Source organism: Acidimicrobiales bacterium, from assembly GCA_041394185.1.
Classification (GTDB): Bacteria; Actinomycetota; Acidimicrobiia; order Acidimicrobiales; family Poriferisodalaceae; genus JAAETH01.
In genome coordinates, this window is the sequence record JAWKIQ010000002.1 from 653,738 (window position 1) to 670,329 (window position 16,592).

Consider the following 16,592-nt stretch of genomic DNA (forward strand, 5'->3'; position numbering starts at 1 on the left):
GGCTGAGCCGGTCGTATGAAATTCGACTCCTAAGATCGTTGCCGTGGCAGGCGGACCGACACCACCGACCGGCAACGAGAAACGGCTCGAACGAATAATCGAACGCGCTTCGAAGTTGTCAGACCCCGGCAGCGTCGACACGACACCCGACCCCGACGATGAGCTCGTCATCTCGGCCGCGGCCGAGGCCGGAATCCCCGCCCATGCCGTTTCGGAGGCACTCGCCCTCGAAAGGCTGGGCGACGAGCCGGTGTCTCGGGTGCTCGACCCGATTGCAGGTCGCGCGCAGGTGTACCTCGAGCGCCGCATCGCAGCTTCACCCGGCGATTGCTTGACCGCTCTGGATGCATGGCTGGTCACCGGCCACCACCTGCGCCGCGCCTCAGGTGCGCCGGGTTCGCCCATGTGGGTCAGGAGACGAGACCCGGTTGCGTCGATGCAACTACGCGCCAGGCGCCTGACCGGCGACGGTGGCCTCGGCAACGCCCGCCGCGTCGAAGCGTTGGTTCAGGGTTACACCAGCGGCACCGGCGAGGCCATGTCGATGGTGCGCGTGGTCGTGGACCGCTCGGTGAAGCGCACGGCTCAGGTTGCCGCGGGCGGCCTGGTCGCCGGCGGTGGAGCCACCGGCACTGCCCTCACGGCCGCCGGTTTCGTGCTGAACCCGCCGGCCGCAGTGGCCTTCGGAGTCGTCACCATCGGCGGCGTGATCGTCGTTGGTTCGGGCCGCCGCGAAGACCGCCAGCTCGCCGAACAACTCGCAGAACTGCTGGACCGCGTCGCCAGAGGTGAGGCGCCCAGTTCCATCACCCGCGGCCTGGTGCGGCGCATCCGCAACCGCAGCTGACCGATCGCGCCCGCCCGTCTGGCCAGTGCCAGTAGGTCAGTGGCGGAAATGGCGCTCCGCGGTGAACACCATCACCAGACCCTGTTCGTTAGCGGCGTCGATGACCTCTTGGTCGCGCACCGAGCCCCCGGGCTGGATAACACAGGCCACGCCCGCAGCCGCGACCGCGTCGAGGCCGTCTCGGAATGGAAAGAACGCATCGCTGGCAGCAGCTCCGCCTTTGGCTCTGCCGTCGGCCTTGGTTGCGGCGATACCTGCCGCGTCGATGCGGCTCTGCTGGCCCGCTCCGATTCCCACAGCCTGCTGATCTTTGACCAGCACTATGCAGTTCGACGAAACCTTGGCCGCGACCCGCCACGCCATCTCGATGTCGGCCCACTGCTGGTCGGTGGGCTGGGCATCGGTGACGACCCGCCATTCGGACCGGGGGGCGACCAGACGGTCCTCGTCCTGCACCAGGAAACCACCGTCGATCGAGCGGATGTGCCACGGCAGGTCACTGGGCGGTGGGCCTTCAATGACGCGCATGTTCTTTTTTGCCAGCAAGGTGTCGAGGGCCTCGGGCTCATAGCCGGGGGCGATGACCACCTCGGTGAACACCGGCGCAAGCGCCTCGGCCATCTCCTGGGTGACGATGCGGTTGGCGGCGACGATGCCGCCGAAGGCCGAGGTTGGGTCGCACTGGTGGGCCCGCTTGTATGCGGTGGCGATGTCGTCGGCGACGGCCGCCCCGCACGGATTGGCGTGCTTGATTATCGCCACCGCAGGCTCGTCGCCCAGCGCATGCGCCAGACGCCACGCGGCTTCGGTGTCGAAAAGGTTGAGATAGCTCAGAGCCTTGCCACCGTGCTGCACCGACGAGTCCCACCACGACGACAGCTCGAAGTCTCGATAGCGCGCCCCCTGCTGATGAGGGTTCTCGCCATAACGCAGGTCCTGGGCCCGCTCGAGGGCGAAGTGCAGCGTTGGAGGGAGAGGGTCGCCTTCGTCGAACCAACGTACGATGGCGGCGTCGTAGGCGGCGGTGTGGGCGAAGGCGTCGCGGGCCAGCCGCTTGCGGGTTTCGAATCCCACTGTTCCCGACTGGCGCAGCTCGTCCAGGACCACCTGATAGTCGGATGGGTTGACCACGACGGCCACGGCATCGTGGTTCTTCGCTGCCGCCCGCACCATCGATGGTCCGCCGATGTCGATCTGCTCGACCGATGGCTCCGACCGGAACGGATACAGGTTGCAGACCACTAGATCGATCGCCGAGATGTCGAGCTCGGCCAGTCGTTGCATGTGAGCCGGCTTGGAACGATCGGCCAAAATGCCGCCGTGTATACGGGGGTGCAGGGTCTTGACCCGACCGTCGAGCATCTCGGGCGAGCCGGTGACCTCCTCGACCGACAGCACATCCAGGCCGGCCTCGCCCAGAACTCGCGCCGTTCCGCCCGAGCTGACCAGTTCGCAGCCCAGTTCTGCCAGGCCCTTGGCCAGGTCGACGATGCCGGTCTTGTCGTAGACGGAAAGCAATGCACGCATGGTCGTTCCTCTCGGCTGTGCGATCCGACCATAGCGCCAGCACGGGCAGCGAAGGCTCAGCTGAGAGCCCAAGATCAGATGAAGGAGAACCACGCTGCGTGTTTGAGCTAGCGTTCGCGGTGTCAGACCCGACACCCCAGGGGGCGAATATGAATCTGAAGCCAAGTGCCATCACGATGCTCGCAGGCGGAGCACTGCTTGCGATCTCCACATTCATCGACTGGAGAGGCATCTCGAACGCCCTCGACACCGATTTCTGGGGCCTTTTTGGCATCTTCGTCTTGCTGATCGGTATCGCGGTCGCCGGCGTTACCGCGGCCCGCAACTTCGGAAACGTTCAACTGCCCGACAAGATCCTGGGCTACACGATCGATCAGCTGATGACGATGCTGGCACTGGCGGTGTTCTTGCCCACCTTCGGCATGCAGCTGGGCGGACAGTCTGTCGAATTCGGCCTCACGCTGGCCTGGCTGTCATCGGCCGCGATAATCGTCGGTGGGGTACTGAAGGAAAAGGGGAACTAGCCAAACGGCGGGTTCGAACCAGAACGCGAAAGATGCCCGGGTCGCGCGACCCGGGCATCTTCAGTTCTTCAATCGGTCCGGTCGGGTCAGAGACCCGCTACGACCTCGGCCATCAGATCGCCGGCCTCGGTGGGGTTGAGACCGACCTTCACACCGGCGTCGGCCAGGGCGTCCATCTTGGCCTGAGCGGTGCCCTTGCCACCCGAGACGATGGCGCCCGCGTGGCCCATCTTCTTTCCGGGAGGAGCGGTGACGCCGGCGATGTAGGAGGTGACCGGCTTGCTCATGTGGTTCTTGATGAACTCAGCGGCCTCTTCTTCGGCCGAGCCACCGATCTCGCCGATCATCATGACGGCCTTGGTCTCGGGGTCGGCCTCGAATGCCCTCAAGCAGTCGATGAACGAGGTGCCAGGCACCGGGTCGCCACCGATACCCACGCAGGTGGTGACGCCAATGTCTTTTTGCTTGAGCTCATAGAGCGCCTGATAGGTGAGTGTGCCCGAACGGCTGACGATGCCGACCGGGCCACCGGCCTTGGCGATGTGTCCGGCGGTGATACCGATGTTGCACTTGCCAGGGCTGATGATGCCGGGGCAGTTCGGGCCCAACAGGCGCACGTTGGGGAAGTCGCGGCGCAGCTTGTTGTAGAACCAAGCCTCATCGTGGGCGGGCACACCCTCGGTGATGGCCACGATGAACTCGATGCCGCCCTCGGCAGCCTCCATCACCGCATCCTTGACCCCCGGGGCGGGGATGAAGATGCAGCTGGCGGTGGCGCCCGTCTCGGCCACGGCCTCGGCGACCGAGGCGTAGATGGGAATACCATCGACATCGGTGCCGGCCTTCTTTGGGTTGGTACCTGCGACGACCTGGGTGCCGTATTCGCGGTTGAGCAGGCCGTAGTAGCGGCCCTGCGAACCGGTGAGGCCCTGGTAGACGACCTTGGTGTTCTCGTCGACGAAAATGCTCACTTGTGGGCTCCTCAGTTCGCCAGCTCGACAGCCCGGCGGGCGGCGTCCAGCATCGTGTCTTCCATCTGCAGGGCATCGCCCAGGTGCGGGCGCAGGATCTCGCGGCCCTCGTCGGCGTTGGTGCCATCGAGGCGGATCACGATGGGTGCGTCGATCTTGACCCGATTCATGGCCTCGATGATGCCGTTGGCGACCTCTTCGCCCCGTGTGATGCCACCGAAGATGTTGATGAAGATCGACTTGACGTTGGGGTCGTTGTTGATGACCTCCATCGCTCCGGCCATCACGTCGGCGTTGGCGCCGCCACCGATGTCGAGGAAGTTGGCCGGCGCTCCGCCGACCTGGTTGACCACGTCGACCGTGCTCATGGCCAGCCCGGCACCGTTGGCGATGACGCCCACGGAACCCTCCAGACCCACGTATTGCAGGCCCTTGTCGTGGGCTGCCGACTCGCGCTCGTCGCGGGGCTGGGTCTCGTCGTACTGGGCATAGTCGCCATGACGAAACACCGAGTTGCCGTCGAGGGTGACCTTGGCGTCGAGGACGTGGACACGCTTGTCGGGGGTGAAGATGAGGGGGTTGATCTCGACCAGGTCGGCGTCGCCCTCGACATAGGCCCGGTAGAGCTTCATCAAGATGCCGACCGCACCTTCGGTGGCCTCGGGGTTGAGCTTTGCGGCCTCGACCCATGCGCGCGCCGCGTCTTCGGTCAGGCCGTCTACGGGGTCGACCCAGATCTTGGCGATGGCGTCGGGGTTCTCCTCGGCCACGGCCTCGATCTCGACGCCACCCTCGGCCGACAGCATGCCCAGATGTTTCTTGGCCGATCGGTCGAGGGTGAAGCTGGCGTAGTACTCCTCGGCGATGTCGGATGCCTTCTCGATCCAGACCCGCTGGACGATGTGGCCCCTGATGTCGAGCCCGAGGATGTTGCCCGCGTGCTCGCGGACATCGTCGACGGTCGCTGCGAACTTCACGCCGCCGGCCTTGCCACGCCCGCCGGTGTGGACCTGGGCCTTCACCATCACAGGTGTGCCCAGCCGCTCGGCGGCAGCAACTGCCTCGTCGACGGTGAAGGCGACCTCGCCGGGCGACACCGGCATGTCGAAGGTCGCGAAGAACTGTTTGCCTTGGTATTCGAAGAGATCCACTCGGCCACTCCTGGTCGGTTCCGGCGCACGCCGATCGCGCCACCAGGACAGCCATACTAGGCGGGTGGAAGCCGGCGCGAATCAACCCGACCCCAGCGCAAAGATCGCGCGCTTCACTTCCGAGCAGCGCGGTGTCATCTTGGGCGCAGCGGTGGTGGTCGCGACCATGCTGGCTCTGGCTGTGGTGGCCGTGACCATCGGACGCGATCGCTCGACCACCAGTCTGGGCGACGACAGGTTCCAAGACATCAGGGCCGCCGAGATCTTGACCGTGGTCGACGATGGCGGGCCTGTCTTCTTCCCCGATCTGACCGACGGCACGCGCGACATCTATGTGACGCATTTGGGCGACGACCCGCTTCGGGGCTTCCTGGCGTTCTCGGCCCGATCGCCACAGACCTCGTGCCTCGTCGAGTGGCGGCCGGCGGTGACGGTGTTCGTCGACACCTGCGATGAGACGCTGACCTACCCACCGGACGGATCAGGTCTCGAGCAATACCCGGTCGAGCTCAGCGAAGGAAAGCTGCAGATCGACATCAACTACGCAGATCGGCCCAACGCCGACGGCTAGGCCGATCCGAGGCTCAGATCTTCTCGATCGGAGCCCAACCCAACAGCAGGCGCTTCTCGCCGGCGTCGGGAAATCGGACCACCAACTCGGCGTTTTCACCGATGCCTATGACGTCGAGCACCACCCCATCGCCGTATTTGGCGTGCCTGACATCGTCGCCGGGACGAAGCTGAGGCCCCGACGCGGATGCCGATGCCTCGGCCCCAGCCTGCATGGCTCGCTCGACCACCCGCTCGCGCGCCTCTTGGCGCCGGCGCGCCCGGCGCTCTTCCTGGCGCGACGACAACGACAGCCCCCGCCCCGATCCGATCGGCGCCGAGAAGTCGGAATCGTCGAGCCTGTCGAGCGACCGAAGCGACGGCCTGCCACCACCACGACCCGGTCGTGACGAACGATCCTCGAGGAGTTCGGCCGGGATCTCGTCGATGAACCGGCTGGGCGGGTTGTATTGGGTGGAGCCGAAGATGGTGCGGCTCCAGGCGTTGGTCAGGTACAGCCGCTCTTGGCCGCGGGTGATGCCGACGTAGCACAGGCGCCGCTCTTCTTCGAGCTCGTCTGGCTCGCCCAGAGAACGCAGATGGGGGAACACGCCGTCCTCGAGCCCCATCATGAACACGGTCGGGAACTCGAGACCCTTGGCCGAGTGCAGGGTCATGATGACTACCTGCGATTCGTCTCCGTCCAGGTCGTCGGTGTCGGCCACCAGCGACACCTGCTCGAGGAACTCTGCGATGCTGTCGTGTTCGCGAGCGCTACCCAGCAGCTCCGCGAGGTTCTCGAGACGGCCCTCGGCCTCGATCGAACGCTCGGCCCGCAGCTCGTCGAGGTAGCCAGATCGTTCCAGGGCCGACTCCAGGACGGCTGCCGGACCCTCGTCGACCAACCCGGTCATGGCGTCGAGCATCTCTATGAAGCCGACGATTCCCTTGGCAGCGCGCCCGCTGACGCCGGCAGCTTCCCAGTCTCGGAGGGCTTCGACGAACGTAACGCCGTTGGCCGTTGCCCACGCATCGACCTTGGCGATGCTGGAGTCACCCACCCCTCGCTTCGGCGTGTTGATGATGCGCTTGAGCGAAACCTCGTCTGCAGGATTGGCGACCGCCTTCAGGTATGCGAGAGCGTCCTTTACCTCGCGCCGGTCATAGAACCTGGTGCCCCCCACGACCTTGTAGGGGATTCCCATCTTGACCAGGTGTTCTTCGAGGATGCGGCTCTGGGCGTTGGTACGGAAGAAGACAGCGATGTCGCTCCAGCGGATATCTCCGTGACTGTGCAACCGCGACATCTCGCCGGCCACCCAGGCCGCCTCGTCGGACTCGTCGTCGCCCTGATACCGAACGATGCGGTCCCCGCCGGTCTTGTCGGTCCACAGATCCTTGGGCTTGCGCCCGGCGTTGCGAGCGATGACCGCATTGGCTGCGTCGAGGATGGTCTGGGTCGACCGGTAGTTCTGGTCGAGCACGATGACCGTGGCGTCTGGAAAGGCGTGTTCGAACTCGAGGATGTTGCGGATGTCGGCACCGCGAAATCTATAGATCGACTGGTCGCTGTCGCCGACAACACAGATGTTGCGGTGCTGCTCGGCCAGCATCAAGACGATCTCGTTCTGGGCCTTGTTGGTGTCTTGGTACTCGTCGACCATGACGTGCTGAAAGCGCTGCTGGTAGTGGGCCAGCACATCTGGCGCAGCCTTGAACAGCTCGACCGTGACGGTGAGCAGGTCGTCGAAATCCATGGCGCCGGCCTTGCGCAGCCGGCTTTGGTATTCGAGGTAGGCGTCGCCGATCTTGCGTTCGAAGATGGTGCCCGCCGTGTCGCGGTACTGGTCGGGGCCCACCAACTCGTTCTTGGCCGTCGAGATGTGACCGTGGACGCTGCGAGGCGGGAACTTCTTGGGGTCGATTCCGAGATCGCGCAACACATAGCCGGTCAGGCGCACGGCATCGGCCTGGTCGTAGATGCTGAACGACGACGGATAGCCCAGCACCACCGCGTCGCGGCGCAAGATGCGCACACAGGCGGAGTGAAAGGTCGAAACCCACATCTTCTCGGCTACGGGACCTATGAGCCCGCCGACCCGATGACGCATCTCGTCAGCGGCCTTGTTGGTGAAGGTGATAGCCAGGATCTCGAACGGCGAAGCACCCTGATCGATGAGATGGGCGATGCGATGCGTGAGAACACGGGTCTTGCCCGACCCGGCGCCCGCGACCACCAACAACGGCCCGTGCTGATGAAGCACTGCGTCGTACTGGGCGGGATTGAGGCCGTCGAAGATCGGGGTCGCAGCAACCATGCGCGTTCGAGACTAGCGATGTTGTGTGACACCACGGGCGCTGGTCGCCGGATCGGTCGAACTCATCGGCTAGGTTGGCCCCTGTGGGTGAAGAGGTTTCACCTCCAGCATGGTTCGCTCGCCTGATGACGCTCGAAGCCTCTAGGGCGATGGTCGAGGTCGCCTACTCGCCTGGCCAGGTGCTGATGGGCGCCGGCACGTCCGGCGACGAGTTCATCATCCTCACGACGGGCACCTGCCGAGTGGTCGAGCGCCTGACCATGAGCGGGGTTCACCACCCGGTGGGCGTGGAAGGTCCAGAGATTGCACGTGTCGATGCATACGCGCTGCTCGGAGAGATAGGGCTGCTGACCAGGGCCCAGCACCGACACGACGTCGTTGCGGTCGGGCAGGTGACGGGCCTGAAGGGCGATGCGGCGACGTTCGCCGAGTTGCTGGAAGACCGCGAGTTGGCAGAGATGATCGGCTCGACAGCTGCTCAACGCTTGGCCAGCCAGGTGGTTCCCGTTCCGGCTGAGACCGACAGGGGGCACCTGACGATGCTTCGGCCGATGCTGCCAGTCGATCGCCCCGACTACATCCACAAGCTGGCGACGGCATCGGCCGAGACCATCCTCAACCGCTTCTTCTCGAGAGCCAGGCCCACCCCGAAGGTCATAGAGCGGCTGCTGAACATCGACTTCGTTCACCAGTTCGTGTGGGTGGCGAGCGACCCCGACGATCTCGCCGTCACCTGGGGCGAAGGCCGCTACATCCTCGACCCCAGGTGCCAGAACGGTGTCGAGATGGCCGTGACCGTCGACGAGGACCAGCGCGGCAAAGGCCTGGGCAACCTGTTGGTGGGTGCTGTCGCCGCGTCGGCTGCCGCGGCGGGTTTCGACGAGTTCACCGCCTATGTCCTGGCCGAAAATGCCGCCATGCGGGCCGTGTTGAACCGCGCCGGCGCAAGCTGGAAACGATTCGAGCCAGGCGTGGTCAGCACCAGCATCCACCCACTGGCGGTCGCCGAAGCGCTGATACCCGACCTGATCGGGCCCATCACCGCGGCCACCAGCGACCTCATCCACGCCGCCGAGGTCGCGCTCTCCTGACAACGGCCTCGCGTTCGGTAGGGTCCGCAATGTGACGAGAAGGCCATTTCGATTCGGAGTTCAAGCGAGCCGGGCAACATCTGCCGACGAGTGGAAGGATCTCGCCCGAAAGGCCGAAGACCTGGGCTACTCGACGCTGACCATGGCCGATCACTTCGACGATCAACTGGCCGCAGGCCCTGCGCTGGCCATGGCGGCCGAGGCCACCACGAAACTGCGTCTGGGGACGATCGTCTATTGCAACGACTACCGCCACCCCGTCGTGTTGGCCAAGGAAGCCGCAACGCTCGACCTGTTGACCGAGGGCCGCTTCGAGTTCGGCCTCGGCGCGGGCTGGATGACCTCGGACTACGCCAGCTCGGGAATCGAACTCGAACCTGCGGGCCGGCGAATCGACAGAATGCTCGAGTCGCTCGAGATCTGCCGGCGGCTCTTTGGAGACGCCCCCGTCGATTTCAAAGGCGAGCACTATCAGATCTCGGGGCTCTCCGGCGGCCCTCGGCCCCGCACACCGGGCGGGCCTCCGGTATTCATCGGAGGTGGCGGGCCGCGGATGCTGCGCGAAGCCGGACGCCACGCCGACATGGTGGGGATCAACTTCAACCTCAACCCTGGGGTCATTTCAGCCGAGTTGGGGCCCGACGCCACCCCCGAACGTGCCGACGAGAAGATCTCGTGGGTCAAGGCCGGAGCCGGTGACCGATGGAACGACATCGAGATCCAGGTCCGAATCCACCTCGCCACCGTCACCGATGATCGGATGTCGATGGCCGAGATGCTCGCTCCAGCTTTCGGCCTCACGACAGACCAGGCCCTGGGGTCGCCCTTCGCCCTCGTCGGAACCGCCCAACAGATTGCCGAAGACCTCCTGGCCAGGCGTGAACGATGGGCCATCAGCTACATCACGGTCAGCGCAGATGCGATGGATCAGATGGGCGCGGTCATCGAATTGCTCGACGGGCGATGAACCACCTGCCGTACTGCCCACTTTGCGGCGCGCGCATCGACCTGGACGTTCCCGGATCGTGCCCGTCTTGTGGTGAACCCCACTTTCGCAACGCGCGCCCCACCGCCGGGGGACTATTGGTTCACGAGGGCAAGGTTCTGCTGTTGAAGCGCGCCATCGACCCCTACAGGGGGTACTGGGACATTCCGGGCGGGTTCTGCGACGGCGCCGAACTGCCCGTGGACGCGGCGGTCCGGGAGGTCTTCGAGGAAACCGGCATCCGTGCCCGCGCCGGACGCCAAATAGCGATGCTGCTGGACACATACACGCTGGGCGCGGTGCGCTTCGACACCCTGAACACCTACTTCGAACTACAAGCAGACGACATCGACATCCGGCTGGACCCCGACGAGAACAGCGAAGCCGGCTGGTTCGGGCCGGGCGATATCCCGTGGCCCGAGATCGCCTTTCCCCACCATCAGCTCCAGGTGCTGGAGGCGTGGTGTGATGGTCAGGTCGTGTAGTCGGCGTTTATGCGCACGTAGCCGTCGGTGAGGTCGCAGCCATAGACCGTGAACTGGCCGTCGGCGATTCCGAGGCTTGCATGGATCAGCACCTCAGGACCCTTCAGGTAGCTCGACAGCTGCGCCAGAGCGGCGTCGTCAAGCAACCGAGGAAAGACCTCGTCGGTCCCGAAACGAATGACCACATTGTCCGGCTCGATGTCGACTTCGTCCGAGCACTTGCCGATAGCCATGGCAACGCGCCCCCAGTTGGGGTCAGCCCCGTGAACAGCCGTCTTGACCAACGGCGAGTTGACGATGGCTTTGGCCACACGCTTGGCCTGGGCGTCATCGCGGGCACCGTCGACGGTGACGACTATGAGGGTTTCGGCCCCCTCGCCGTCCGCGGCGATCTGTCGGGTCAAATCTAGGGCGACGTCGTATAGAGCGGCTTCGAGGTCGGCCGCGTCCACCTCGCCGGCAACACCCGAAGCCATGACCACGGCGGTGTCGCTGGTGGAGGTATCGGTGTCGACGCTGACCGCATTGAAGGTTCGTTCGACCACCCGTCTCCACATGGCGTCGAGTTCGGCAGACGCCACCTGGGCGTCGGTCAACACGATGGTGATCATGGTCGCCATGTCGGGCTCGATCATGCCGACACCCTTTGCGATGCCCACCACCGACGCCGCGCCGGCCTGAGCCCGGGCGAACTTGGGATGGGTGTCTGTGGTCATGATCGCCCTGGCTGCGGCGTCGGCATCGGCGTCGGCCTGGCCCCAGTCCTGGGACGAGAACCACGAACGCACCCGATCCATCGGAAGCAGCCTGCCGATCACCCCGGTGGATGCCACCAGGACGTCGTCGCTGGAACAACCCACCAGGCGGGCGGTCAACTCGGTGAGCTCGCGAGCGTTGGCCAGGCCCTCTGAACCCGTTGCCACGTTTGCGTTGCGCGCCACCACCACCATGGCCCGAGCGGTCAGGTCGGCTCCGTGCCGGCGAGACACCAGCACGCTTGGTCCAGCGAATCGGCTCTTGGTGTAGAGGCCCGAAGTCGGAACCGGCGCCTGGGCCGCGACGATCAGAGCGTCGGGGCGGTCGTCCTTGATGCCGATATTTCCGATATGGGCCCTGAATCCCGCAGGAAGGTCCATGTCATTCCCATTCGATCGTGCCGGGAGGTTTGGAAGTGATGTCGTACACGACTCGATTGACACCGTCCACCTCATTGATGATCCGGTTCGAGATGGTGGCGAGAACCTCGTGGGGTATGCGGGCCCAGTCTGCGGTCATTGCGTCCTCGCTGGTGACCGCCCTGACGATGATGGGGTTCTCGTAAGTACGTTCGTCGCCCATGACCCCCACCGATTTGATGTCGGCGAGCACTGCGAACGCCTGCCAGATCGAACGTTCGAGGCCCGCGGCCGCCAGTTCTTCACGGACGATCAGGTCGGCGTGTTGCAGAACCGCCACCCGCTCGGGGGTGACCTCGCCGAGGATCCGAACGCCAAGCCCAGGACCGGGGAACGGCTGGCGCCACACGATCTCGTCAGGCAGACCGAGCTGTGATCCCACAGCCCTGACCTCGTCCTTGAAGAGGCTGCGGAGCGGTTCGACCAGCTCGAACTCCATGTCGTCCGGCAGACCGCCCACGTTGTGATGACTCTTGATCTTGGCAGCCTCAGAGGTTCCGCTCTCGATCACATCGGGGTACAACGTTCCCTGCACCAAGAACCTGGCATCTTCGATGCCGCCACTGGCTCTCTCGAAGACCCGGATGAACTTCTCGCCGATTACCTTGCGCTTGTCCTCGGGATCGGTGACGCCCTGCAGGGCGGTGAAGAACTCATCGGCTGCACGCTCGTGAATGAGCTCGATGCCCTGTGTGCGATGGAACGTATCGACGACCTGTTCGCCCTCGCCATGACGCATCAGACCGGTGTCGACGAACACGCAGGTCAGCTGGCTACCGATCGCCTTGTGTACAAGAGCGGCCGCCACCGCGCTGTCGACACCCCCCGACAGCCCGCAGATCGCGCGCCCGGTGCCCACTTGGGCTCGAATCGCGGCCACCGACTCTTCGATGATGTCTGCGGTGTTCCAGTCGCCTGGCAGCTCGCACACATTGCGGACGAATCGTTCGATGACCCGCTGACCGTGCGGTGTGTGAATCACCTCTGGATGGAACTGCACCCCGTAAATACGCCGGTCGTCGTTCTCGAGAACGGCGACGGGGGCGTCGGGGGTGGTGCCGGTGACCGTGAAGCCCGGGGGCGGCTGCACGATCGCGTCGAAGTGGCTCATCCACACCGGCTGTTCGAAGGGGCTGTCATCGTCGAACAGAGCGGACGGGCCCTGGCGCGACATGCTGGTACGCCCGTATTCACCACGCCCCGAGCGGTCAACCATGCCGCCCAACTGCTGGGCCAACAGCTGGGCGCCGTAGCAAATGCCCAGTATCGGAATGCCCAGCTCGTACACGCCCGGATCGATGGCCGGAGCCCCCTCGACGTGTACCGACTTGGGGCCACCGCTGAACACGATGCCCGCCGGCCTGCGCTGTGCGAACTCGGCGGCGGTTGTGCTGTGCGGAACGATCTCGCTGTAGACGTTCGCTTCGCGGATTCGCCTGGCGATCAACTGGGCGTACTGAGCGCCGAAATCGACAACGAGGACCGTTGGGTGAGAACTGGTGGCTTCCATGACTGCCTCGGGCGCAAGTGGAAACCAACGATCTTAGATGATCGACGGTGAGTCGACGTTCGCCGCCTGTTGACCCTGGTCGGCGGCACCCTTGCCGGCAGGGGTGTCCGAAGTGTCGTAACCCAGCAGCTTCTTGAGCTTGGGAAGGTCGCTGTACCACTCGCTCAGCTGAGCGCTGGGCATCGGCTTGGCCATGAAGTAGCCCTGAGCCGTCTCGCAGCCGAAGTCGCGCAAGATCTCGTAGCTAGCCGCGTCTTCGACTCCTTCGGCTACCACCTCGAGCCCCAGCGAGTGCGCAAGCTCGATGGTGCTCTTGACGATCATGCGGTCCTCGTTGTCGGTTGCCAGGTTCGACACGAACGCCCGGTCGATCTTCAGGGTGTCGACAGGAAGCGAACGCAGGTAGCTGAGCGACGAGTAGCCAGTTCCGTAGTCGTCGACGAACAGGCTGAAGCCGGCTTCCTTCAGTGATCCGAGAACCGCCACCACCTTCTGCTCGTCGGCAGCCAGGGCGGTCTCGGTCAACTCGAAGCCAAGATGAAGGGTCTCGAGCCCATAACGGGACAACAGGTCCTGGATCTTCAAGGGCAGGTCCGAGTCGACCAGATCGTGGATCGAGAGGTTGACCGCGATCTTGATAGGGGTCCCGCCATCGATCCATCGCTTGGCTTCCGCCGCGGCCATCTCCAGCACCAACTGGGTGATGTCGCCGATCAGACCCGCAGTCTCGGCAAGCTCGATGAACTCGTCTGGCCTCACCGGGCCGAACTCGGGGTGAGTCCACCGGATCAGGGCCTCGGCTCCGGTCATATCCCCGGTAGCGAGCTCGATCTTGGGCTGGAACCACAGCTCGAACTGTTCCTCGTCTATGGCCTCGCGCAGGGCACTGATCAGCCTCACACTGCGCTGTTGGGTCGCGTCGAGATCAGGCGTGTAGGTGAACGTGGTATTGCGCTTCTGGATGGCCTCGGCCAATGCCAGATCCGATCGACGCACCAGAGTTGCCGAGTCGACACGATCGAGGTTGCTCGACTCGGCCATGCCAACCCGGCATCGCATGTCGAGATTCAGCGCCGACCGGGGATCGTGGGCCGATACACCCGACACGATCGCTGCTACCAGATCTTCGAGATCCCGATCGATTCGACCCTGCAGCGCCACGGCGAACGTGGCCCCGTTCAGGCGGGCCACCGACAGGGCACGACCCTGCACCGCCGACACGATGCGGTCGGCGGCCTCGATCAGCATCGAGTCTCCCGTCGCGTGGCCGAGCGTTTCGTTGACCACGTCGAACGACACCAGACCGATAGCCACGACCACACAGTCGCTCGAGGGTGCGAGGGCGTCGAGCTTTTCGAGAAGCTCACCTCGGTTGTCCAGCCCGGTCAGTTCGTCTCGGCGCGCCGCCTCGTCCAGCTGACGAACGTAGAGACCGTTGCGCAGAGTCGAAGTCAGTTGGCGGGCCAGAGCCCCCACCTGATCGACGCTGGCCTGGTCGAACACACCTACAGCGTCAGCCGCCTTCGTGGCGATCAACACCAGACGCTCGCCGTCCAGTGCCAACTCGGCTGCGAGAACCTGGCCGGTCTGCAGCCCGAGCGTCGATCGGGTTTCGGGGCTCAGGCTCTCGGCGGCGATCAACACCGGTTCGACGGCGTCGAACTTGGCGAACTCGTTGCGGGCGACCGGGTCCAGCTTCGTGTGAGCGAGGTTGCCACCGTCGACCCGATAAGCGCCGGCGGGCCCGAAGGAGCCATCCTCCAGGGCGATCATCACCACGGAGGTAGCCGCGATGATGTCGACCACGTCGACCATTGCAGTGCGAACGACCCGGTCGACATCAACGTCGTTGGAAATGGTCCTGCTGAACGCGTAGAGGGTCTGGAGCCCCGTGAACCTGCTGGTCGTCAGCGCGTGCTGACGGAAGACCACCACCGCGCCCGTTCCCATGATGGCGAGGAAGAGCACCTGCCAGCGACCCACCGTCAAAGCCCCGGCACCCACCACGCCGACTGATCCTGCGATCAGCATGACGAGCATCTGGGCGTTGAACACGTCGACGGCCTGGCGTCGCCGCGGTCGACCCTCGAATATCGTGATCGCCCCGAATACGGCGAAAACGCTGACTGCGTCGGCGGCTGCGGCCGACGCGATGGCAGCGAAGCCGCTGCCCAACGAAGGCTGTGCCGCGTAGCCGAAGAAAGCAAAGACCCGCACGGCGACCGCGACTTCGAGCGCCAGCATCGCGACGTTGAAGAATGCCTTGAACAGAGGCGGGCGTCTGATGAGGAACATCGCGATCGCCCCGCCCAAGACCCTCGCTACGAACAAGGCCGCCGGCTCAACAGCGAACAGCCCCACGACCAAGAGCACCTCATGAATCGAGAAGGTGTGGGCCTGCTTGCGGATCTCGATGTGAAACACCATCGATTCGGTGAGGGCGTACCCGATCACAAACGGAATTGCGGCCACCCATGCCGACCTGCCTGGCAGAGGGCCCATGGTGGCCATGACCACACAAGCCGCAGCCGCCATGGCAACCGCAAACGCCGAGACCTTCGCAACCGGCGACACACGTGCCAACGCGGACCTGGCGCCGGTCATCGGGTCGCTCCTGGGCGCGCACATTCGTCGCTCGCCACGTGCCGCGGCGCAAAAATGCGAGATACGAACGGAATTTTCACGGTTCCTCACCACTCCAGTCGGCGTTTTGGCCGCAGCGATGAGGTGTTGTCTCAGTCCAGTACCAGCGTCAGCAGTTGATGCAACATCGATGCTGTTGCGCCCCACACGGTGTCGCCCACGAGTTCGAAGAAGTGCATGGCCCGCTCATGACCATAAACCCCACTGGACCAGCGCTCTTCCCGGTATACGGCCGGGCTCGCAAGCTCAGCCAAAGAAACCAGCAGGATGCGATCGACCTCGGCCGGATTGGGCCGGAGCGCCGGCAGGGAATCGACACGACCGACGAAGGGATGAATCGCCGACTTCGACGAGAACGTCGAAAGGCGGTCGAGTTCACCCACGATCGTCACGCGTTCGCGGCCCAGCGCAATCTCCTCCTCGGCCTCTCGCAGGGCGGTCACCTCCAGGGGTTCGAAGTCGTCCTGCCTGCCGCCCGGAAAGCTGACCTCACCCGTGTGCGACCTCAGGTTCACGCTGCGGGTGGTCAAGACGACATGAGGCTCGCCGCCGTCTTCGAACAGCGCCACCAGCACCGCCGAATTGCGCTTTGGGGGCGGGGCACCGGTGAACCTGACCCCCGGCCGGTGATCGGCTACCCGCCGACAGATCTCATCGAGATCCGGGACGACGGTGAAGCCATGCCATGGGGGCGGGCTGCCGGGCCTGGCATCGGGTGGTCGGGGGATCTTCTGCGGACCCCCTCTTTGCCCCGAGCTGTTCACCGAAGCGAGGCTAGTGGGTCACGGCCATGGTCGAGGAGGTCAAAAAGCCCGA

14 protein-coding genes are annotated in these 16,592 nt (G+C 64.7%); 6 read left to right on the plus strand and 8 right to left on the minus strand.

The window, feature by feature from the left end; translation table 11 throughout:
- The first annotated feature begins 43 nt into the window (after positions 1–43).
- The gene (locus R2770_10455) at positions 44–847 is read left to right on the plus strand and encodes a hypothetical protein (protein ID MEZ5280886.1); all 804 of its coding nucleotides are present in this window, start codon (positions 44–46) and stop codon (positions 845–847) included.
- A 36-nt stretch (positions 848–883) separates the two neighbouring features.
- On the opposite strand, the gene purH is transcribed toward R2770_10455, so the two are convergent.
- Positions 884–2,374, minus strand: a complete 1,491-nt coding sequence (gene purH / locus R2770_10460) for a bifunctional phosphoribosylaminoimidazolecarboxamide formyltransferase/IMP cyclohydrolase (GenBank protein ID MEZ5280887.1) — start codon at positions 2,372–2,374, stop codon at positions 884–886.
- 149 nt (positions 2,375–2,523) lie between these two features.
- On the opposite strand from purH, the gene R2770_10465 reads away from it, so the two are divergent.
- Positions 2,524–2,898: a hypothetical protein gene (locus tag R2770_10465; GenBank protein MEZ5280888.1), complete on the plus strand. Its 375-nt coding sequence runs from the start codon at positions 2,524–2,526 to the stop codon at positions 2,896–2,898.
- Between the two features lie 86 nt (positions 2,899–2,984).
- Here the strand turns inward: R2770_10465 and sucD are convergent, their stop codons facing one another.
- Positions 2,985–3,869, minus strand: a complete 885-nt coding sequence (gene sucD, locus R2770_10470) for a succinate--CoA ligase subunit alpha (GenBank protein MEZ5280889.1) — start codon at positions 3,867–3,869, stop codon at positions 2,985–2,987.
- A gap of 11 nt (positions 3,870–3,880) precedes the next feature.
- Positions 3,881–5,020 carry an ADP-forming succinate--CoA ligase subunit beta gene (gene sucC / locus R2770_10475; protein MEZ5280890.1) on the minus strand — a complete coding sequence of 380 codons (1,140 nt, stop codon included), beginning with the start codon at positions 5,018–5,020 and terminating at the stop codon, positions 3,881–3,883.
- 64 nt (positions 5,021–5,084) lie between these two features.
- On the opposite strand from sucC, the gene R2770_10480 reads away from it, so the two are divergent.
- Positions 5,085–5,591, plus strand: a complete 507-nt coding sequence (locus R2770_10480) for a hypothetical protein (GenBank protein ID MEZ5280891.1) — start codon at positions 5,085–5,087, stop codon at positions 5,589–5,591.
- A gap of 13 nt (positions 5,592–5,604) precedes the next feature.
- On the opposite strand, the gene pcrA is transcribed toward R2770_10480, so the two are convergent.
- The gene (gene pcrA, locus R2770_10485) at positions 5,605–7,887 is read right to left on the minus strand and encodes a DNA helicase PcrA (GenBank protein MEZ5280892.1); all 2,283 of its coding nucleotides are present in this window, start codon (positions 7,885–7,887) and stop codon (positions 5,605–5,607) included.
- 83 nt (positions 7,888–7,970) lie between these two features.
- Here pcrA and R2770_10490 point away from each other — a divergent pair, with 83 nt between their 5' ends.
- From R2770_10490 to R2770_10500, 3 genes are read left to right on the plus strand one after another with little or no spacing between them, the layout of a single operon-like run.
- Positions 7,971–8,978 carry a cyclic nucleotide-binding domain-containing protein gene (locus R2770_10490; GenBank protein MEZ5280893.1) on the plus strand — a complete coding sequence of 336 codons (1,008 nt, stop codon included), beginning with the start codon at positions 7,971–7,973 and terminating at the stop codon, positions 8,976–8,978.
- 31 nt (positions 8,979–9,009) lie between these two features.
- Entirely contained in the window at positions 9,010–9,945 is a 936-nt protein-coding gene (locus R2770_10495; GenBank protein ID MEZ5280894.1) for a TIGR03621 family F420-dependent LLM class oxidoreductase, read from the plus strand.
- Positions 9,942–10,448 (plus strand): NUDIX domain-containing protein, encoded by a 507-nt coding sequence (locus R2770_10500; protein ID MEZ5280895.1) that lies wholly within the window; start codon positions 9,942–9,944, stop codon positions 10,446–10,448. The genes R2770_10495 and R2770_10500 overlap by 4 nt, the downstream gene beginning before the upstream one ends.
- Here R2770_10500 and argJ read toward each other — a convergent pair.
- The 4 genes from argJ to R2770_10520 form a co-directional block, all read right to left on the minus strand.
- On the minus strand, positions 10,436–11,584 hold the full coding sequence (gene argJ, locus R2770_10505; GenBank protein ID MEZ5280896.1) for a bifunctional glutamate N-acetyltransferase/amino-acid acetyltransferase ArgJ: 1,149 nt from the start codon (positions 11,582–11,584) through the stop codon (positions 10,436–10,438). The two genes, R2770_10500 and argJ, sit on opposite strands and share 13 nt — an antisense overlap.
- 1 nt (position 11,585) lies before the next feature.
- The gene (gene guaA, locus R2770_10510) at positions 11,586–13,133 is read right to left on the minus strand and encodes a glutamine-hydrolyzing GMP synthase (protein MEZ5280897.1); all 1,548 of its coding nucleotides are present in this window, start codon (positions 13,131–13,133) and stop codon (positions 11,586–11,588) included.
- A 33-nt stretch (positions 13,134–13,166) separates the two neighbouring features.
- Positions 13,167–15,737: a bifunctional diguanylate cyclase/phosphodiesterase gene (locus R2770_10515; GenBank protein MEZ5280898.1), complete on the minus strand. Its 2,571-nt coding sequence runs from the start codon at positions 15,735–15,737 to the stop codon at positions 13,167–13,169.
- A 131-nt stretch (positions 15,738–15,868) separates the two neighbouring features.
- On the minus strand, positions 15,869–16,540 hold the full coding sequence (locus R2770_10520; GenBank protein ID MEZ5280899.1) for a CoA pyrophosphatase: 672 nt from the start codon (positions 16,538–16,540) through the stop codon (positions 15,869–15,871).
- Positions 16,541–16,592 lie beyond the last annotated feature (52 nt).